18 protein-coding genes are annotated in these 20,343 nt (G+C 68.2%); 11 read left to right on the forward strand and 7 right to left on the reverse strand.

Annotated features, from left to right (window positions below):
* Positions 1–52 precede the first annotated feature (52 nt).
* Genes E1285_RS24835 through E1285_RS24850 form a run of 4 tightly spaced genes read right to left on the reverse strand, consistent with a single transcriptional unit; the run spans position 53 to position 5,397 of the window.
* A complete protein-coding gene (locus E1285_RS24835; RefSeq protein ID WP_132156069.1) occupies positions 53–4,003 on the reverse strand; it encodes a serine protease in 3,951 nt (1,316 codons plus the stop codon).
* Entirely contained in the window at positions 3,990–4,319 is a 330-nt protein-coding gene (locus E1285_RS24840; protein ID WP_132156071.1) for a trypco2 family protein, read from the reverse strand. The genes E1285_RS24835 and E1285_RS24840 overlap by 14 nt, the downstream gene beginning before the upstream one ends.
* A gap of 52 nt (positions 4,320–4,371) precedes the next feature.
* Positions 4,372–4,926 carry a hypothetical protein gene (locus E1285_RS24845; RefSeq protein ID WP_132156073.1) on the reverse strand — a complete coding sequence of 185 codons (555 nt, stop codon included), beginning with the start codon at positions 4,924–4,926 and terminating at the stop codon, positions 4,372–4,374.
* A gap of 6 nt (positions 4,927–4,932) precedes the next feature.
* Entirely contained in the window at positions 4,933–5,397 is a 465-nt protein-coding gene (locus E1285_RS24850; RefSeq protein ID WP_132156075.1) for a helix-turn-helix domain-containing protein, read from the reverse strand.
* A gap of 64 nt (positions 5,398–5,461) precedes the next feature.
* Between E1285_RS24850 and E1285_RS24855 the strand changes: the two genes are divergently transcribed.
* A complete protein-coding gene (locus tag E1285_RS24855) occupies positions 5,462–5,842 on the forward strand; it encodes a hypothetical protein (RefSeq protein ID WP_132156077.1) in 381 nt (126 codons plus the stop codon).
* 22 nt (positions 5,843–5,864) lie between these two features.
* Here E1285_RS24855 and E1285_RS24860 read toward each other — a convergent pair whose 3' ends face one another.
* Together E1285_RS24860 and E1285_RS24865 are read right to left on the reverse strand one after the other, a co-directional pair.
* On the reverse strand, positions 5,865–6,704 hold the full coding sequence (locus E1285_RS24860) for an MOSC N-terminal beta barrel domain-containing protein (RefSeq protein ID WP_132156079.1): 840 nt from the start codon (positions 6,702–6,704) through the stop codon (positions 5,865–5,867).
* 133 nt (positions 6,705–6,837) lie between these two features.
* Positions 6,838–7,620, reverse strand: coding sequence for an SAM-dependent methyltransferase (locus E1285_RS24865; RefSeq protein WP_132156081.1), 783 nt, complete (start codon positions 7,618–7,620; stop codon positions 6,838–6,840).
* Positions 7,621–7,812: 192 nt separating this feature from the next.
* On the opposite strand from E1285_RS24865, the gene E1285_RS24870 reads away from it, so the two are divergent.
* The 9 genes from E1285_RS24870 (at position 7,813) to E1285_RS24910 (ending at position 14,112) form a co-directional block, all read left to right on the forward strand.
* Complete coding sequence (locus E1285_RS24870) at positions 7,813–8,283, forward strand: hemerythrin domain-containing protein (protein WP_132156083.1); 471 nt, start codon at positions 7,813–7,815, stop codon at positions 8,281–8,283.
* Positions 8,284–8,493: 210 nt separating this feature from the next.
* On the forward strand, positions 8,494–9,669 hold the full coding sequence (locus tag E1285_RS24875) for a hypothetical protein (RefSeq protein ID WP_132156085.1): 1,176 nt from the start codon (positions 8,494–8,496) through the stop codon (positions 9,667–9,669).
* Positions 9,670–9,906: 237 nt separating this feature from the next.
* On the forward strand, positions 9,907–10,704 hold the full coding sequence (locus tag E1285_RS24880; RefSeq protein WP_132156087.1) for a hypothetical protein: 798 nt from the start codon (positions 9,907–9,909) through the stop codon (positions 10,702–10,704).
* A 24-nt stretch (positions 10,705–10,728) separates the two neighbouring features.
* Entirely contained in the window at positions 10,729–11,400 is a 672-nt protein-coding gene (locus E1285_RS24885; protein ID WP_132156089.1) for a DUF6880 family protein, read from the forward strand.
* Positions 11,352–11,540, forward strand: a complete 189-nt coding sequence (locus E1285_RS24890; protein WP_132156091.1) for a hypothetical protein — start codon at positions 11,352–11,354, stop codon at positions 11,538–11,540. The genes E1285_RS24885 and E1285_RS24890 overlap by 49 nt, the downstream gene beginning before the upstream one ends.
* A gap of 35 nt (positions 11,541–11,575) precedes the next feature.
* Positions 11,576–12,265 (forward strand): helix-turn-helix domain-containing protein, encoded by a 690-nt coding sequence (locus tag E1285_RS24895; RefSeq protein WP_132156093.1) that lies wholly within the window; start codon positions 11,576–11,578, stop codon positions 12,263–12,265.
* A gap of 390 nt (positions 12,266–12,655) precedes the next feature.
* Positions 12,656–12,895 carry a hypothetical protein gene (locus E1285_RS24900; RefSeq protein ID WP_132156095.1) on the forward strand — a complete coding sequence of 80 codons (240 nt, stop codon included), beginning with the start codon at positions 12,656–12,658 and terminating at the stop codon, positions 12,893–12,895.
* Positions 12,892–13,476, forward strand: coding sequence for a DUF6879 family protein (locus E1285_RS24905; protein WP_243723026.1), 585 nt, complete (start codon positions 12,892–12,894; stop codon positions 13,474–13,476). Before E1285_RS24900 ends, E1285_RS24905 begins: the two co-directional genes overlap by 4 nt.
* 114 nt (positions 13,477–13,590) lie before the next feature.
* Complete coding sequence (locus E1285_RS24910; protein WP_132156097.1) at positions 13,591–14,112, forward strand: DUF6082 family protein; 522 nt, start codon at positions 13,591–13,593, stop codon at positions 14,110–14,112.
* A gap of 147 nt (positions 14,113–14,259) precedes the next feature.
* Here E1285_RS24910 and E1285_RS24915 read toward each other — a convergent pair whose 3' ends face one another.
* Entirely contained in the window at positions 14,260–14,664 is a 405-nt protein-coding gene (locus tag E1285_RS24915; RefSeq protein WP_132156099.1) for a hypothetical protein, read from the reverse strand.
* 420 nt (positions 14,665–15,084) lie between these two features.
* Here E1285_RS24915 and E1285_RS24920 point away from each other — a divergent pair, with 420 nt between their 5' ends.
* Positions 15,085–20,316: a DEAD/DEAH box helicase gene (locus E1285_RS24920; protein WP_243723027.1), complete on the forward strand. Its 5,232-nt coding sequence runs from the start codon at positions 15,085–15,087 to the stop codon at positions 20,314–20,316.
* The last annotated feature ends 27 nt before the right edge of the window (positions 20,317–20,343 follow it).

A 20,343-nucleotide genomic window follows, 5' to 3' on the forward strand; every position in this document is an offset into this window, starting at 1 on the left:
CCTGCCGCCCTCCCCCCGGCGCGGCCCGCCCTGCGTCCGCCCCGGCCAAAAATCAGTCGCGGCGGTCGAGAGCCGCGCGGACGGCTTCGATCTGGGCATCGGTCCGGGTGTCGTCGCCAAGGGTCCCGAGCCAGGTGCGGGCGTGGACCATGAGTCGGGTCGCGTGGGATTCGGTCAGCCGCGGGTCGTTGAGGAGGGCGACGAGGAGCGGCTGCGAGTAGGGCTGGCCGGCGCGGCCGTCCAGCCAGGTCAGGGCATGCCCGGCCGCCGCGTTGAAGTGCTCGTCCGTCAACTCGGCGAGACGGCCCACGACGCCTCCCAGGAGGATGCCGTAGGTGGAGTTCGTGGTGCGGCCGTCGAGCCAGCCCAGGGTGTGGGCGGCGACCCGCGCCAGCGGTTCGCCGACCACGTCGCGCCGGGACAGCAGGGCACGAAGAACCGGTACGGCCTCTTTGTCGGCATTGTGATCTGCGAGCTTGGCGAAGGCGACGTCGAGCGAGAGGTCGAGGGAGCCGTAGTAGAGGGGCCAGCGGAGATCCTTGCCCTTCGTGCAGCGCACGATGGCGCGATCGGCGACCGCCCTCCGGAGTTCTTCGGGGAGCGGATCGTCCTCGCGCAGAAGCTGCCCCACGATGTCGGTCGGCTTCACCTCTTCGTTCGCGTCGATCCAGGCGAGTGCCGCCTCCGCCGCCGTGATCCGCTGCTCGGGTTCGAGCATCGGGTGCCCGAGCAGCGGCATGAACACATAGGACGCGTTCCGGACCGTGCGATGCAGCTCGAACCAGGTGACGGCCTCCGAGACGATCCGGCGTGACGTCTTCTCGTCGAGGTACCGGAGACGGAGAAGAGGTTCGAGGATGAACCCCGCGGCCAGTTCGGAGCGATGCTCGTCGAGCCAGCGGAGCGCGATGCCCGCGTGCTCGGCGCCCCTCCCAGCGGCGTCCTGGCGCTTGAGCAGCTTCTCCAGCACGAACCTGGCGTTGAAGGCGTCCTCTCTCGGCTTCAGCCACCGGTTCGCGCTCACAACGGCGGCCGAGGCCTCCTCCTCGCTGAGGTCGTCGCGGGCCAGTAGAGGAGCGAGCACGTAGGACGCCACCTCCTCGGTAGCGTGCTCGCGCAGCCAGTCAAGGGCGTACACCACGACCTCGGGGGTCTGGCGACGCTTCACCAGTTGCTGCAGGACGTAGCTCGCATCGAGCCTGTCCCAGTGCCGGGCGAGCCAGCGGAAGGCATGGTCGATCGCGCGGCGGCGGGACGTGCGAGGCGCCTGCTCGATCAGGCCGACGATGACGGCCCTGGCGTGGAAGACGTCGGCATGATGCTCAAGCCAGGCGAAAGCGGCCTCTTCAGTCGTCCTGGCGGGAACCACCTCGGAGCGAAGAAGCCGGTTGATGACGAAACGGGCCTCGGCTGCGTCGCCATGGGATCCCAGCCAGGCGACGGCGAACTCCGACAACCGGTCCTGCCGCTCGGCGGGAACGGCCGGATGCCCGATCAGCGAAGCCAGCAGGAAACTCGTCCTCAGCGCCTCCGGCGCGCCCGCCACATGCTCGTACGCCAGCTCGATCGCCAGCGAGACGCATTCGCCGGGCATGCCGTCCCGCTCCAGCAGCGACCTGATGACATAGCCCGCGGCGGGGGAGTCGCCATGGACGCGAAGCCACGCGAGGGCCCGGTCACCGGCCCTCCTGAGGGTGGCGGGCGGCAGGTCGCGCCGTCGCAGCAGGGACATGAGCAGGAAGCTCGCGCTCTCCCCGCCGCCGTACCGCTTGAGCCAGCGGAACGCGAGCTTCGTCGTGGTGGGCAGGGCGGTACCGCCGAGGTCGTCCCCGTCGAGGAGGGTGCACAGGAGGTGGTCCTCCTCCAGGCGAGGAGGCCGGCCGCCGAGCGTGCGGAGGGCGTCACCGGCGAGCCGTTCGCGGCGCTGCGGACTGAGCGACTTCAGCCCATACTCCAGGAGACGCAGAGCGGCGACCGTCCCGCCGTGGCGTTCGAACCAGGGACCGGCCAGTTCCTCCCAGCGCTCCGAGACCACGGCCCTCCAGGCGGGGCCGCGTACCAGGGCGGTGAGGGCGGAGGCCCCCTCGGAGACCTGCTCGGCCATCAGCGCACCGACCCGCCCCGCCTGACCGTCGAGCCACTCGGCGTACCGCCGCTCCAGCTCACCGGACCGCCCGGTGGCGTCCAGCTCCCGGATCAGCCGGCCCAGGTTGCCCGCGCACCGCCCGACGTTCCGGGCCCGGCCCAGGCCGCTGGAGAGGATCCGATCGAGGACCTGCCCGCGCACCACGCCGCTCCCGGCGCGCAGCAGGCACTGTTCGAGCAGGTGATCGGCCACGACGTCATGGACGGTCGCGACCCCCTGCGGGGAGTCGACGAGCCACCCCATGGCCCGGAGGAGGACGAGCAGGTGGCGGGCCTGCTCGACGTCGTCGTCCAGGACGGCCTCCGCGCAGCCGAGCAGGCTCCGCTCGTCCTGCGGGGTGGCCGCGACCATCGCGGTGATCGCCTGCAGATGATCGCTGGGCGGCCGGTCGGTCCACAGGTCGTCGTCGCCCTCCACGGCCAGCCCGTCCTCGCGCAGCCGCCGGTGCAGCCATTCGAGGAGCACGCCGGGGCGGGGCGTCGGGCTGCCCGCGGTGAGCGTCTCGCGCTCGGCGCTCGCCTGGAGCTCGGCGGCGATCAGTATCGCGATGACCGGACGGGTGCCGCACAGTTCGGCGAGCCGCGCGGTACCCAGGATGCGGCCGGCGTCCGGAGCGAGCCTCTCGACGATCGTGTCGCGGATGCGCCCGCTGTGATCGTCGTCCGGGTCGACGGTGATCCGGCGGAACAGCCGGGACACGTCCGCGTCGAACCGGGCCCGCTCGGACCACGCGGTCCGGGCCGAGGCCAGCAGGGCGACGCGCCCGCCGCCGCGGCGGGCGTCGGGGAGCACCCGCGCCTGCAAGGCGGACAGGCTGAGTTCGTTGCATTCGTTGAGGTAGTCGATGATGACGAGCACGTCGCCGCTGGCGCCCCCGATCGACGCGGCGAGCTGCTCGGCCGTCACCCCCGGCTCCCCCGCCCGCACGTGCAGGACGGTCCAGCCCTGCTGCTCGGCGAGCGTGCCGACCTCGAAGCACGTCCTCGTCTTACCGACGCCGGCCGCGCCGACGAGCAGAACCCCCCGGTCGTCGGTGCGATCGGAGAGCATGGACAGCAACCGCCGCGGATGCGTGTCGGCCCCCTCCGCGGGCGGGACGAACGGCATCCTGGTGAGGTTCTCCCGCATCCCGGCGAGCCCGCGGATCTCGTCGGCGTGCCCGACGATCCCGTCGGCGAGCGCCCCCTCGGGCTCGGGCGGCGGCCAGGGAACCGGCTCACCCGCCCCGACGAGCCGGGCGAACAGAGGCTCCCGCAGAAGTGCGGACGCCCGGACCACCTCGGTGGTGCTCGCCTCGTACCGCTCAGGATCGGCGATGACCAGCCCCAGGACGACGCTCTCGTCCGAGCCGAGAAGAGCGGCCCCGGACAGACCCGCCCAGGGCGACCGGAACAACTTCGTCTTCGGATCGGGCGTCCGGTCGCGGGGCACGGCCGCCGTCGTGCTGATCAGATACCGCCCGGTCTCGGCGCCGGTCGTGGGCATCACCGTCCAGGCGCGCCCCTCGTGACGGTGCAGCCCGGCGGTGCGGCGCACGATCGGATACCCGTAGGTCACGCAGTCCGCCGGACCGGTCAGCTCACCGAACCTCAGCGGAAACAGCCCGTCATCCCATGCGTGCCCATCGACCTCGATGAGGGCCGCGTCCAGCCGATCCGACCGCCAGATGACCTTCCCGCTGACCCTGCCGCCCCCGTAAGGAGTGACATGCCAGACCGACTGGACGGGCCCCACCACATGAGCGCAGGTCAGCACAAGATCCGGCCCTACCGCGGAGCCGGAACCCCATTCATCGAGGCCGGCGGAGTTCTCGATCAGGCAGAGCCGGCGAAGACCTGGAGGATCAGTACTCCCCATGGCCTTGGATATTGACCTCGCTGCCCTCGCCGCCACCGGTGTGCTGGGGCTTGAGCCTGAGCGTCATCCGATGGGTCTCCTGGCGGCCCTTCTCGCGGCCGCCGCCGGCCGACACCTTCCACAACGACAGACCGCCGTCGTATTTACTCCGGGTGTCGAGCACCAGGTTCAACTCGAGATCGACGGACTCAACCGTGAATTTGAGCCCATGCGCTTGCCCTTCCTCCGTCGCCGCAAGCAATTCAGCGCGAAGCTGCCGAACCGCCTCCGCAAGCGGCAGCCCGGATTCCATATCAGAGACGTTCCCGTCGGACATGACCCTCCAGGATCTCGGGGGAAAACCTGGTTATACCACGATGCGGACAACCTCAGACGGACTCATCGACAAGGTGCGCGTTCCACACGGCCGCCGCCCGCTCGTGGGAATCGACACCCGCGAAGAAGGCATCGGCCAACGCGGCGTAGTCGGGGTCGTCGACGCCCACGACCTCCATGAATTTTGGCCGGTACACGGCGAACCCCTGCGGCGCCGCCCCTGGCCGGTAGGGAACGGCCATCTTCACCGTTCGCCGCGCGGGGCCATAGTCGGCGGCGTCCACGATCAACGCGTCGGTCCGTCCAGTGTCGAGATGGAGATACGCGTCGACGACGAGCACCGCGCGAACCCAGTCGTCTCGTCCCGCCCCGAAAGCATCCTGGGCGGATCTCAGCGCATCGTCGCCCACAAGCCGCTGCATTCCCTGCTTGCCGTCCACCTGCGCATAACCCAGGAATGGAATCAACGCCTCCCCGTCGGAGACACTCCACACACCGTGCGCAGCATAAAACCCGGCCATCCGAGCGATCTCATACACGACCCACCACCGTACAGAACGGTTGCCGGCCGCGGGATCCGCCTCGGATATGAGCGTCGCCTCGACCACGCGGGATCAGCGGAGCCTCTGCTCCAAGGCGGCCTCGTAGGCGTGCAGGGCGGCGACGACCGTGGCGCGCTCGGCGGGCGCGAGGTCACGCATGACGTGCTCCCACGCGGAGGCGTTGCCGGAGAGCCATTCGGTGATCGGTGAGGTGTAGGCGGGGGCGATGCCGATGACGCGCCGGCGGCGGTCGGCGGGATCCACGGTCCGCTCCAGGACGCCCAGCCGCGTCAGATCGCCGACCATGAGGCTGACGGTCGTCGGGGCCACCTCCAGCCGGGCGGCGAGCTCGTTGACGCTGGCGGGACCGTCGTACTCCAGGTGGGCCATCAGCGAGAGATGGCGCGGCGCGAGATCCATGCCTCGAAGCGCCTCGGGAACGGGCAGGCGCTTGGCGCGACCGACGAGCCGCGGCATGAGCAGCAGCAGGTCGCGAACGGCCTCGTCGACGGCCGGACCGCCCGGTTCGGTGGACATCGGCACCCTCCTGATATACCTTTGAGTTCAAAGCCTTTGGAGTTAAAAGGAAACGAGGTCCACTGTGCCGCACCTGACCGTCCACCTGCCAGAGAACAAGCTGTCGGGCACGGAACCCGAACTCGTCACCGCCCTGACCGAGGCGATCGTCAGCGTCTACGGCGAATGGGCCCGCGACCTGGTCGGCATCCGCCTGGCCGCCGTCCCGACGGGCCGCTTCGCGCAGGGCGGCAAGGCCGTGGACACGACCGCCACCGTGGTCCTGGGCGTCCGAGCCGGCCTCTTCGACCGCCCCGACGCCACCGACCTCACCACACGCCTCGGCGCCGCCCTCACCGACGCGATCACCAGCGTCCTCGGCGAGGACCTCCGCGCCGGCACCATGGTCGAACTCGTCGCGTCCCCACCAGAAAGAACCTTCGTAGGCGGCGCCCCCGCCGCGTGACCGACGCGCAGCCTCACTCCCACTAGATGGGCAGCGGTTCGTTGAGCTGGGAATCGGTCCATCGACTGACGGCCAATGCGTCCCCCACGGCGAGTTTGCCGGGCCGCAGAACCGAGAACTTGGCACCGAAAGCCACACCGCCCGCAGCGGCCCGGCGATAGGTGGCGAGAGTACGGAGCGGCTCCGGCCCAGCCTTGCAACCGCCCTGCTGGTCGACGAGCGTCACGGCACACCGGATCGCGAGCTTGGCGTATCCGAGTTCAGCGTCGCCGACGACGATGCGATGGGCCTGATCCTCCAGATGCGGCTCATCCCACCCATCGATCACGATGTTCGGCCGGAACCGTGACATCGGGACCGATGCCCCGTCCACGCGCCGGTTCAGTTCGTTCAGCGACGCCAGGGAGATGGCGTGCACGGGACTGCTGTCGGCGTAGGCGGAGGTCCCGGGCGTCCGGCCGTCGATGACCCTGCCGTGTTCCGGCGGCACCCGCACCAGCCTGCTCGCCGCGCCGAGCACCGACGACAGCCACTCGGAGGGCGGCTCACCCTGATCGATGCCCTGGTAGCTCCTGCCGAACAGATCCACGTCCTGGCGGGGAGCATCCACATCGACGGCGACGTCCAGGTCCTGGAACCCGGGCGCGCGGAGGGTGAGCCGTTCTCCACCAGCGTCGACACAAGGACGGATGACCGCCAGCCGGGGGTCTCGGCGCTGGCTGCGGAACCTCCCGTCGCCGTCGACCACCATGAAACTGCGATCGTGAACAAGGCCCGCGTCGGTCAACACCGACTCACTCAACGCCACACCAGCACAGCCCTTGACCGGATAAGAGACCAACTCACTGACCACCGCCGTCATCCCGCCCCCATTGCCCACGCCGCGACGCTATGGCGACACCTCGATGCGACACCAGGGAGAACAGCAGTACCTAACAGCGATTGGTCAGCTTCAAGAACGAACGGCCCCGGAGAGTCAGCAAGCAGGCTGCGCATCAACCTTTACGAGCGACTCCACCCGAGCAGGACACCGTAGGAACATCGTCCTGACTGGGACGCCACCGGGTGACCGGGACAACGCCGGGCTCGATCAGATCCAGCCCATCGAAATAGCCCGTGATCTGCTCGGGAGTCCGGGGGGTGTAGGGGACGGCGCCGCTGCCGGCGTTGTAGGCGCGGATGGCTTCGACGTAGGCGGGATCGGCGTCGGTGCCGTCGTAGACGGCGAGGTAGCTGCCGGACGGCAACGCCGCCATCAGCCGTCGCACGATCGACCGGGCCTCGTCGTAGTCGCCGACCAGACCGAGGACCCCCATGAGCATGAGAGCGACCGGTTCGTCATAGTCGAGCGTGCGGGCGGCCTCGGCCAGGATGGTCTCGGGATCGCGGACGTCGGCTTCGATATAGGCGGTGACACCCTCGGGCGTACTGGTCAGCAACGCCCGGGCTTGCGTCAGGACCAGCGGGTCGTTGTCGACGTACACGATCCGCGACTCCGCGGCGGCGCGCTGAGCGACCTCGTGGGTGTTATCGGCGGTGGGCAGCCCGGTGCCGATGTCGAGGAACTGACGGATCCCCGCCTCACCCGCCAGGTACCGCACCACCCGCCGCAGCATGAGCCGCGACTGCCGGACCATGTCGACCATCCCCGGGAAGACCGCGAAGACCTGCTCCCCGGCCTGCCGATCCACGGGGTAGTTGTCCGTACCGCCCAGCAGAAAATTCCAGATCCGCGCCGAGTGCGGCACGCTCGTGTCGATCCTGCGCTCAGAACTCACCCGCTACCTCCCAAACACCCGACCCTCGACAAGGTCCTACCCGGCCAACGCCAAGTTGCTCGCGCCATGCACGCGCGCTTCGTGGTACTTTCGGCCGCAGCGTCGCGTGCTGGTGGCAGACCGTGCCAGGCATGGAGGCGCCGGATCGAAGGGAACCGACGATGATGATCGTCGTACCTTCGCTCGCCACCTATGGGTGAGAGCGAGAAGACCAGGCTGGTGGCCTGGAGCCGCGAACTGCGCCGCGTGCACGACAGACTCCGCGAAGCGCTGACCGTAACCCAGGACGCACTGGCCGCCGGTGAGCCGGCCGAGCCCGCGACCAGAGACCTTCTGCTGTTCTGCCACGGATTCTGCACCGCCCTGGCCGCCCACCACGAGGGCGAGGACCACGAGCTGTTCCCCGTGATCGCCGATCAGCATCCAGAGCTGCGTGACACGCTGCAGTACCTGCGGCAGGACCACTCGATGATCGCGCACCTGCTGACCGACCTCCAGACCGCGGTGGCCCGAGCCGCCCCGCTCCCGGAGCTGAGCCGCCACCTCGAAGGCCTGGCGGCGCTCATGGAGTCGCACTTCAGCTACGAAGAACGCCAACTCCTGCCAGTCCTGGAGACACTGGCACTGGACGCAGACCCCGACACCGTCCTGGGGCCCCTATGACCCTCCCAGCGCCCCGTCGATCAACCGCCGCACCTCGATGACCTGTGCATCCGTCACGGAGCCATTCAAGCCGACCGATTGATCGCACGGCTCGAACGAAATCTCACATCGTTCGCGCGGCGTCACTACTCTGACGCGAGCGACAAGACTGAACGGCGCGCCGAACGGATCGACGCCTACCAGCACCGGACTAACTGACGACAAGCGAACATGAGCGAATACCAGTACTACGAGTTCCTGGCCGTCGACCAGCCTCTGGACGAACGGCAGCAGGCTGAAGTCCGCGCACTGTCCACGCGGGCACGGATCACCGCCACCAGTTTCACCAACGAGTACCACTGGGGCGATTTCGGGGGCGACCCGCGCACGATGATGCGGCGCTACTACGACGCCCACCTGTACGTCACCAGCTGGGGCACCCACCAGGTGATACTCCGCCTTCCCCGCACGCTGCTCCCTCTCAAGACCGCCGAGCGGTACTGCGTCGACCCCCACGTCACCGCCGAGGTCTCCGGCAAGCACCTCATCCTCGACCTGACCAGCGAGGACGAGGGAGGCGATTGGGTCGAAGGCGCCGACGACTCCCTCTCGGCGATCATCGGAGTGCGCACCGAGCTCGCAACTGGAGATCTGCGCCCCCTCTACCTCGCCTGGCTCGCGGCCTACGGAAGCTGGGAACGCGACGAGGACGCCTTCGAGCAGGACGAAGAAGACGAACTCGAACCGCCGGTACCCGCAGGGCTGCGTGCCCTCACCGCACCCCAGCGCGCTCTCGCCGACTTCCTCCGCCTCGACCCGGACCTGCTCCAAGTCGCCGCCCAGACGAGCCCGCCCCTGGCCGAGACCAAGGACGACTCCGGCCAGCTCGCGAAATGGATCGAGGAACTGCCGGTGAAGGACGGGAAGGCTTTCCTCGTCCGAGTCGCGCAAGGTCAGGGGCGCCAGGTTCAGATGGAGCTACTCCGTCGCTTCCGTGGCGAACCCGACGCCGGCAGGGACGACCGCCCCCGGCGCACGGTGGCCGAGCTGCTGGACACCGCCGCCAAAGCCCGCCACGAGCGCGAACGCGAAGCCGAGGCGGCACGTGCGGCGCAGGAGGCTCGCCGCGAGCAACAGCGCGCAGCGGCCCGCGAGAAGAGACTGGACGCCCTGGCCCGCGACCCCGAAGCGACCTGGGCACGCGTCGATGAACTCATCGAGACCCGCAAACCGTCCGACTACGACGTGGCCGTCGAACTCCTCAAAGACCTCCGCACCCTCGCCGACCGCGCCGACCTCCCCCAGGAGTTCGCCGAACGGCTCACGCTCCTACGCCGAGCGCACCACCGCAAACCGAGCCTCATCGCCCGCTTCGACCACGCCGCCCTACCCGCGGCATCGTCGTGACCGTCCCAACCTCATCGTGAACAGCAGCATGGCGGCCATATGAATCGGCCTCGGGTTACCGGCTCGAACCCCTATCGCTCTTTGGACTCCGCCGCGCCATCCGAGACTGGGCAGCCTCATGACCCCGCCACGGTGGTGAAGCCGTCGATTCGCTCGGAGAGCTCCGGTCACCTGACGCCCCAGTGGCTTGCCTGAAACGAGGCATACCACCGCCACGGCCCCAGAATAATGTTCCGCATGGCGAGCGTGGAGATCAGCGAGCAGATGGTGCGGTCCCAGGCAGGCGAGGAGACGTTCGAGCTCGGCCGTTCGCTCGCCGACCGCGGCCAGGTCGGCGCGGTGACGGCGGACGGGACGCGGGTCGGCGCCAGCGTCGGTGACGTCGCGGTGAATCTGCGGATCACCACGGCGGGTGTGGGCGCCGACTGCGCCCGCACCGACTGCGCCGGCGAGGTCGCCGAGTTGTGCGAGCATGCCGTGGCGGTCGCGCTGACCTGGCTACGGTCAGGCATCGAACGGCCCGGACAGGATCTGCTGACCGTCCTGCGCAGCAAGGACCCCGGGTGGCTGGCGGCCAGGCTCACCGACCTGGCGGCCGACGATCCCGTTCTCACCGCCCGACTCCTGGCGGAGGCCGGCGGTCCGGACGCCCCTGCCGTCCACACGCTGCGCGAGGATCTCGAAGGCGTCGTCGCCGAGATGACGGCCGAGCGCGATGACGGCCACTACGACGTGTTCGACGAGTGGTATCCCGATACCGAGGAGCTGGAGGAGGTCCTCGACGACATCGAGGACCTGCTCGATCGGGCACCCGACGCCGTCGCCGACCTCGCCGAGCATGCCGTCCGTCTGCTGGGGGAGGCCATAGGCGACGGATGCCACGGCCATGAGCTGCCCGACGTCCTCGCTCGCGCCGCCGACCTGCACCTAGACGCGTGCCGCGCGGGTGCGCCCGATCCCGTCGCACTCGCCGAACGGCTGCTGACCGGCGCCCTGAATAGCGGCTGGGGAACCTTCGCCGACCTGTCCGAGTAAGCCGACGCCCTCGGCCCCGAAGGCTTGAACCGCTACGACGAACTCCTGGAACGGGAGATCGCCGCCTCGGGTGGAAAGGAGCCGCCGCCCTACCCGTTGAGGGAGTTGCGGGAAGACCTGGCCTGTGCCCGGGGCGGGCCGGACGCGGTGGTGGATCTCCTGGCCCGCACAGCGACCGGATCATGGGACTTCGCTCGGATCGCCGACGTCCTGATCAAGGATGGCCGCGACGACGACGCGCTCGTCTGGATCACCAAGGGCTTGAGCGGCGACACGGCGAATTCCCGGCTGCTGTCGCTGGCGCTGGACTGCCACCGGAGCGCCGGCCGGCACGCGGACGCGATGGAGGTGCTGTGGACCAGGTTCACCACGGCCCCCACCATGCAGGCCTACCTCGACCTGACCGAGGAGGCCGGGCAGGACGTCACACGGCGTGCCCGTGCCATGGAACTGCTGCGCGCCCAGGTCGCCAACCCCGCGGACCTGCTGGCAAAGATCTTGCTGCGTCAGGACGACGTTCCCGTGGCGTGGGACATCGTTCAGAACCACCGCGTGGACCACGACCTGCGGATGCGCGTCGTCGAGGCCCACGCGCGGACCACCCCGAGGCCGCCATCCCCGTCTATCAGGAACTGGCCGACACCCAGGTGCAGCGCGCGAGCCGCCCCGGCTACGAGGCCGCCGTCAGATACCTGATCGCCGCACGGAACCTCGCCGGGCGATGCGGCCGTGAGACCGAGTTCTCCGAGTTCGTCATGCGGCTACGCGCCGCCCACCCCGGCAAGAAGGTGCTCCAGCAGCTACTGGACCGCGCGGACCTTCACGCGCACAACTGAACACTGACCAAATCCCTGTTCGATCCCGAGGCGACATGAACAACGACGAACTCCTGGCCCAGGTCCGGGAACTCCGCGCGTCCGGACGTTCCCCTAAGCAGATCGCTCGCGTGCTCGGGCTTCCTCCTGCCAAGGTGAATCCACTGATCCGAGTCGTGGCGGCGGAACGCGCGCGATCCGACAAGCTCATCGCCTGCTACGTCACAACGGAGTGGAGCACCGGGCTGACGGTTGACGGCGAGCCCGACTGGCCGGCCCTCGGCGCACCCGAAACCGACGCGTCCGGCCTGGCCGGGGTCTTCGTCGCGCGAGCCGCCGGGCACAACCGGGTGAGCGCCGTGGGCTTCCTGATCGACGTCTGGTGCTTGGGCGTCAAGGACGCCTGGCCGCCCAAGGAGATGACCGCGAGCCGCCTGCCCGAATACACCGACCGGTTCTTCCGCTCCTTCTCCGGCCGATTCGTGCCCGCACCCGCGGAGCTGGCCCGGCACCTGGTGTTCGGAGCGGTCGACTACGCCCGCAGCCTCGGTTTCGAGCCCCACTCCGATTTCGCGGCCGCGTCCGAGCTGCTCCGCCCATGGGCCCCGCCCAGCGCTATCACCTTCGGCAAGGACGGCAAGCCCTTCTTCATCTCGGGCCCGCGTGACAACGCCCAAAAGATCATCAACACCCTCGAACGCACGGCCGGCAGCGGCAAGTACGACTACCTGGCCGCCATCAGCTGATCCGCCCGCCCCAGCCGAACGAGCCACCGGACCGTCCTCCCAGCACGGGCCGAGGCCTGGCCATCGCGGGGATTTGGCGGACGGCATGGGGCCGTCCGGAGCCGTTGATCCGTGACCGGATGGTGTGGGGCACCGGACCCCTGCTGCCCGATGTTCGCCCGCTACCAGGCGATCGGCTCGCTCACCTCACTGGCCGCCGCAGCCTCCCAGCTTGGCTGGTAACGAATTCAGGGTAATCACTTTCGCGCGAATGGCTCGTCCGATATTCCCAGATCGACTTCCTGTGGCGCGCACGTCAACTGGCCTATTTGGGCCATAAGTGCGTCACTGGGTGTTTTCGTGAAATTTGGCATGGGTACGGTCAGGGCGCCATCCAGTTAGGGAGATTCCATGAAGGCGATCGGCCGTCTCGGCAAGGCGCCCGCCGAGCGTGGCGACACGACCTCGACGACTGGCAGTCCCGATATTCTTACTCTCAGTGATGGAACCTTCGCCGTGATCGGTGTCGATGTCACCGAGGAACTCGGTCAGACTCCACTGAAAGACGCCAGGTGTGCTCCCAACGAACGAATCGTTCAGATCACGCGTAACACTCTTATCTACGCGAAGAAAGATATCCCGGACGAATGATGCATCAACCGCCCGAGTGGGTCCTGGACGGCAGCGAGCGGCTCGACCTGAAGGGATTCCTGGAGGGGTTCGCCGAAGCTTGGGAACGCACGATGCGGCGCTTCCTCAAAGTGGAGGCCTGGCAGTCGTACCGCGAGATGGACGGGGTCCGGTCGCAGGAGGCGTTCGAGGCGGGCGACACCGCGCTGGCCCGCCGCCTTCTGGAGAAGGAGGCGATGGGGGATCAGCCCCTTCGCAACGAGGTGAGAGTGCGCGGTCTGGAGTTCACCCGGGTGCGGCTGCTCTCCTACCCACTCACCGGCTACCTGCGATACGAGATGATCAACTATGAGGTGCGCAGTCGGCTCGGTGAGCACATTGAGTTCTTTGCGCCGTCGTCTCCCGTGGAGAGCTACTTCGATTTCCTGCTGTTCGACTCCCACACCGCGCTCATCCACGACTACGGGTCCGGCCCGGTCGGCCACCAGACCGGCGGCTGGCTCACCCGCCACCCGAGGACGCTGCATGGGCTCGCGGACATCGCCGCCGATTTACGTACCGGCAGCCGACAGATATGGCCGCTGCGCACACTCTCCAGCTGACGCCGCGCCATGACAGAGCGATTCAAACGAGCCGCTCCCACGAGCATCGCCATCTGCGCAGGGCTCGTAGTCGTGGTTCTCTGCATCGTCGTTCCGATCCTCTTGCTGCTCCGTTTGGACGATGACGAGCTGGCGCGCTGGTCGGACATCGGCCAGGCGATCGGCCCGGTCGCGGTCTTCTTCTCCGGCGTCGCATTCCTGGGCATCACCGCCGCTCTCCTGATGCAGGGCCGCGAGCTGCGGAACCAGCGTGAAGAGCTGACGATCGCCCAGGAGGAGCAGGCGCGCAGCAGCGAAGTCGCGATGCGTGAGCTGCACACCGACCTCATCAAGATGGCCATCGAGGACAGCGAGTTGCTCTCGGTATGGCCGGCGCCTTCTCCCGGGGAGCAGACGACCCGCAAGGATCATTACTGCAACCTGATCCTCAACCTTCAGAAGGTCGCCTACGAGACGCGCACGATCGAGCTTCCCGAACTACGCAGCGCCCTGCGGTTCCTCATGACGAGCCCGGACATGCGCGCCTATTGGACCCGAAGCCGCCAAGCCCGCGTCTCCATCACCGACGGCGACAACGAGGAGGACACCTTCACGACCGAAGTCGACGCGGCGTACACCGACACCATCACGCCGTAAAGGCGGACGCGCCAAGGCAGCATCCGGGCTGCAGGCTCGACCGCCCCCGACCGTGCTGAGACGGCTTCCTAGCCGGGCTTGGCCTGTTCGGTGTTCCCGTCCGGTCCAGGCAGCACCGGTGCGGGACGGAGAGCAATGAGCCCTCGACTAGGCAGCGGACCATCCCTGCTCGGCAAGCTGCCTGCGGATCAGCGCCTCGATGACGCGATCCTGTTCAGCATCTGCGGCACTCTCCGCGTCCCCGAGACTTGCTGACACGGCCGACCAGCGCACCAATGCGGAAAGAACCAGTTCCCATTGGGCTGCGTTCAAGGTCATCGTCGTCTCCTGGCCGGGCGCTGGCCAGCTTTCGAATCCCTTCAAGTCACGTGGCCAACCCGGGTTCTGCCTCCAACCAGCCTTGCGGATGCTGTTACCGAGGTGCACCACGTCTCTCGGATCGCCTTCCTCAGCCTCCGTGCTCACCTCGTTGTCGATCGTGGCGTCGATGATCAGCCACTGCCGGGTCTCCATCACCGCCTGGTAGGTGGTCTCTTCCGCGGAGCGATTCATGGAGTCTGATCGTCGTCATAGCGATTTAGCACGTCAACCTGGCGGCGTGCAGGCAGTGGACGCACAGCGGTCCCCCTTGGCTCAGCTGTGGTCTGGCAAGGCCGCTCCGATGCGTTGGCGAGTAGTGGCCAATCTGTTGTGTACCTCTTGACTTTCTGAGTTAAGCCGATACGGCCGCGACGGCGATTCAGTTTCGGATCGATTGGATGTCCAGGGTGATGTGGCGGAGCGTGACTATACGTTCATCGTTGGTAACTGAAATTTGTTGGACAAAGTTTCTTTCCCGGCCGAGTCAACCTGCTCGTTTGCCTCCGCGTCTCTTTTCGTACAACGGTTGGAAGTGGCCATCAAGGTCGGAATCAAACCGTTATCCCGGAGGGTTGTGGCGACCCTCGCGGTATGGCAATAGGGCGCGGTTGGGTGCGGGTTGCGTTAGAGGGGGACATGGACGTCTTCGGGTTGCACGATCAGCTCATCCGGGACTATCGAGAGTTCACTTCGGGAGCCGTGAACGTCCGGGACGACGACATTGCTGACCATGTGCGGCGAGGGCTGGACGCGGGGGAGCAGTGGCCCAACCCGTGGCTGTCCCTGAATCCAAGTTTTGCGGACGGTGGCTCGGTCTCTGGCCTGGTGCGGTCCGAGATCCTGCACCCGGAGACCGAGCGCATCTTCCGGCTCCACAAGCCGGACGACTCGCTCGACGGCGAACCGATGATGCTGCGTCAGCACCAGCGTGACGCTATCGAGGCCGCGAGGACAGGTGACAGCTATGTCCTCATCACCGGTACGGGATCCGGCAAGTCGCTGGCCTACATCATTCCGATCGTCGACCAGGTGCTCCGGCTCCGTGAACAAGGGGCACCGGCGGGTGTCAAGGCGATCATCGTCTACCCGATGAACGCCCTCGCCAACTCGCAGCTCGAGGAACTGGGCAAGTTCCTGCGCAACGGCTATGGCGAGGGCCACGAGCCGGTGACGTTCGCCCGCTACACCGGCCAGGAACAGGAGGCTCAGCGTCGCGCCATCCTGGACGACCCGCCGGACATTCTCCTGACCAACTACGTCATGCTCGAACTGATGCTCACCCGGCCGCGTGAGCGTCGGCACCTCATTCAGGCCGCCCGCGGGCTGCGCTTCCTGGTGCTGGACGAGCTGCACACCTACCGGGGCCGGCAGGGCGCCGACGTCGCGATGCTCGTCCGGCGCGTCCGGGACGCCTGCGACGCACGTGATCTGCAGTGCGTCGGCACGTCCGCGACGATGGCGAGCGACGGCGGCACCGAGAACCAGGCGCGCACCGTCGCCGAGGTCGCGAGCAAGGTCTTCGACACCCCGATCGAGCGGGACCGGGTCATCGGCGAGACGCTGACGCGCTCGACCGAGGACGGCGGTTTCGACCCGGTGGAGCTGGCGGTTCAGATCGCTCAACCGCCCCTTGGGGCGTCCTACGACGAACTGATCGGCAACCCGCTCGCACGCTGGATCGAGACGACGTTCGGCGTGGAGACCGAGAAGGGCACGGGACGACTGGTCCGCCGCAGGCCCACGACCGTCGAGAAGGCGGCCGCGGAGCTGGCGGAGCTGACCGGCATGTCGGAAGAACGCTGCGCCGAAGCGATCAAGGCCACGCTGAAGGCCGGCTCGGAGGCGCTGCACCCGACCGTCCAGGGCCGGTTCCTGTTCGCCTTCCGGCTGCATCAGTTCCTGTCGAAGGGCGACACGGTCTTCGTGTCGCTCGAGCCCGAAGGCGTTCGCCGCATCACCCGCGACTACCAGCTGCGCGTCCCGGGCGATCCCGACAAGCTGCTGCTCCCCTTGGCCTTCTGCCGCCAGTGCGGTCAGGAGTACCTGTCGGTCGCACGCGCGGAGCAGGCAGGGCGGGCCGTCATCCGGCATCGGCGTGGCGATGACGACGAGGCGGGCTACCTCTACATCTCCGAGCGGTCGCCCTGGCCGGAAACGACGGCCCAGGCGCTGGCCGAGCAGCGCCTGCCCGACAACTGGCTCGCGCTGGACTCGGGCGGGAACCCCGAGGTGATCCCGTCCCGCCGCAAGTACGTCCCGCAGCTACTGCGCGTTCTCCCGGACGGTACCGTCCTCGACCGCGACTCCGGCGCCACCGATGGAGTTCGAGTGGCGTTCGTGCCCACGCCGTTCGGGTTCTGCCTCAGCTGCGGCGTCTCCTACGAGCAGGCGCGCGGCAACGACTTCGGCAAGCTGGCCCGGCTCGACCAGGAGGGACGCAGCTCGGCGGTCTCGGTCCTCAGCGGCAGCATCGTCCGCAGCCTCCAGGCAATGCCGGAACAGGAGCTTCCCGAGAACGCCCGCAAGCTGCTCACGTTCGTCGACAACCGGCAGGACGCCAGCCTCCAGGCCGGTCACTTCAACGACTTCGCGCAAGTCGCCCAGCTCCGCGGTGCTCTGTACCAGGCCGCGCTGGCGGAGGGGGACGAGGGCCTCCACCACGAGAACGTCGCCCAGGCGGTGACCGCGCACCTTCACCTCGACCACGCCGACTATGCCCTCAATCCGGAGGAGCTGTCGACGCAGCGCAAACGCACTCAGCGCGCGTTGCGCGAGGTCGTCGCCTACCGCCTCTTCGTTGATCTTGAGCGTGGGTGGCGAGTGACAATGCCCAACCTGGAGCAAACCGGCCTCGTCAGGATCGACTACGCCGACCTGGATGAATTATCGGCGCTGGAGAAGACGTGGAGCGGCACGTGCGGCCCGCTCCGTACGGCCGACCCGCAGACACGTGCCGAGTTGGTCCGCATCCTGCTCGACGAGATGCGCCGTGTCCTCGCCATCGAGGTCGAATGCCTCACCGACCTCGGCTTCGAGGAGATGAGCAAGCTCTCCCGCCAGCTCAAGGACCCGTGGGCGCTGGCCGAGCGCGAAAAGATGGTTCCCGTCGGCGCCGCCTATGCGCGCTCTGGCAAGGCAGGCGGCAGTCGCAGCGACCTCAACCTTTCCGGACGCAGCAGGTTCGGTCGCCACCTGCGCCGGCCCGGACGGTTCCCAGCCTGGACGGACCGTATCGACACCGAGGACGCCCAGCAGATCATCACCGACCTGCTGCACGTCCTGGCCAACCACGGCCTGATCAGCGAGTCCGTCCCGGCGAAGAACAGCGGAGTGCCGGGCTACCGCATCAACGCGGCCGTCATCATCTGGCGCGACGGCGACGGCGAGCACGGTGTCGCTGACCCGCTGCGCTGGCAGTTCAATGGCACCGACACCCGCCCGCGCGTCAACCCGTTCTTCCGCGACCTCTACCAGAGGCAGTCGCGAGGCTTCGCTGGCCTGTTCGCCCGTGAGCACACAGCGCAGGTTCCCAGCAACGTTCGTCAGGAGCGGGAGCGGGCGTTCCGCAGGGCGAAGCTGCCTTTGCTGTACTGCTCCCCCACGATGGAACTCGGTGTGGACATCGCCGGGCTCAACGCGGTGACGATGCGGAACGTCCCGCCGACCCCGGCCAACTACGCGCAGCGCAGCGGACGCGCCGGCCGGTCCGGTCAGGCGGCCCTGGTCACCACCTACTGCGCCAGCGGCAACAGCCACGACCGCTACTACTTCCGGCGCTCCGACCAGATGGTCTCGGGATCGGTGGCAGCGCCGCGCCTCGACCTCGGCAACGAGGATCTCGTCCGCTCGCACGTCCAGGCGATCTGGCTCGCCGAGACGGAGCTGCCGCTCGGACGTGCCATGCCGGAACTGATCTCCATCGGGAACCCGGAACTGCCTCTGCGCCGCCATGTGCACGAACAGATCCACGCCGACCCGGCGCAGGGACGCGCTCGGCAGCGCGCCGAGCGGATGCTCGCCGGTCTCGTGGTGGAGCTGGAGAAGGGCACCTCATGGTGGGACGAGGAGTGGCTCGAACGCGTCATCCGATCGGCACCGGGAGAGTTCGACGCCGCCTGTGGGCGGTGGCGGAAGCTCTACCAGCGAGCCAAGGAGGAACGTGAACTGCAGCACGAGCGCGCCGACGACTACACCCTCACCACCGACGCCCGGCAGCGCGCCAAGCGCCGCCGCGCCGAGGCCGAGACCCAGCTGAAGCTGCTGCGCAACGAGCAGGACGGCAGCACCCTCTCGGACTTCAACCCCTACCGCTACCTCGCGTCGGAGGGCTTCCTGCCGGGCTACTCGTTCCCGCGCTTGCCGCTGGCCGCCTACATCCCCGGACGCGGCGGAAAGCTTGCCGACCGCGACGGCGACTACCTGCAGCGTTCCCGGTTCATCGCCATCAGAGAGTTCGGACCAGGGGCTCTGATCTACCACGAAGGTAGCCGCTACCAGGTCAAACGCGTCCAGGTGCCCACGGAGGAGGGCGGTGACGTCGCCACCGGCGAGGCGCGCCGCTGCCGCAATTGCGGATACCACCACAAGTCGCGCACCGGCCTCGACAAGTGCGAGATCTGCGATACGCCGCTCCCCATCGCCACCAGCGGCTGGATGCAGCTCCACACCGTCTTCACCGAGCGCCGCGAGCGGATCTCCTCCGACGAGGAGGAGCGCCGCCGGGCCGGCTTCGAGCTGGAGACGTCCTACCGCTTCCATGATCACGGCAAGCGTCGCGGACGCCTGGAGGCGAGCGCGGTCGACGGGGACGTGCCGATCGCGAACCTCGACTACGGCGACAGCGCCACCGTCCGTGTCGCCAACCTCGGCTACCGGCGCGGCAAGGACCGCGAAACCGGTTTCTGGCTCGACACCGTGAACGGCCGCTGGCTTCCGTCCCGCGACGCCAAGGCCGCCGCGCCCGGAACCGAGCTCACCGACGAGGAGACCGGCCTCGCCGACGGCGAGACCGAGGACAAGGTGCGCAAGATGCGGGTCATCCCGTATGTGGAGGACCGCCGAAACATCCTCGTCCTGACACTCGCGGAACCCGTTCCCGCCGAGACCGCGATCTCGCTCCAGTACGCCCTGGAACGCGGGATCGAAGCCGTCTTCCAGCTGGAGGACTCCGAGCTGGACAGCGAGCCGCTGCCGCCCGACAACGGCCCGGACCGGCTGCGGATGCTGTTCATCGAGTCCGCCGAGGGCGGCGCCGGTGTCCTGCGCCGCCTCCAGTCCGACCGGGACGCGCTGGCCCGCGTGGCACGGGAAGCACTGCACATCGCCCACTTCGACCCGGCCACCTGGGACGACCTCGGCGGCCCACGGCCGGAGAACCGCTGCGAGAAGGGCTGCTACGACTGCCTCCTGTCCTTCGGCAACCAGCTGCTGCACCACATGATCGATCGTCACGCGGTCCGTGATCTCCTGCTCCGCCTCGCGCAGAGCAAGGTCGAGCGGAATGAGCAGCCCGCTGCGTTAATCGAGAACGCCGGAAGCAGCCTGGAGGGCGAGTTGATCGCGTGGCTCCAGGAGCGCGGGTACCGGCTCCCCACTGAGCAGCAGGTCCTCGTAACCGAGGCCCTCGCCGAACCCGACTACGTGTACCGGCTGCCAGGACAGGCCAAGGTCGCCGTGTTCGTGGACGGCCCTGCTCACGATGACGAGCACGTCAGCACGCGTGACGAGGAGGCCGAGGAGCGGCTGATTAATACCGGCTGGTGGGTGATCAGGTTCCGCTACGACGGCGACTGGCACGCCACGGCCTCCGCGCACCGGAGCGTATTCGGCCCAGGCGACAAGTAAGCGGCCCGGCACCCCCCGAAAGGACCC

Source organism: Actinomadura sp. 7K507 (assembly GCF_004348425.1).
Taxonomy (GTDB): domain Bacteria; phylum Actinomycetota; class Actinomycetes; order Streptosporangiales; family Streptosporangiaceae; genus Spirillospora.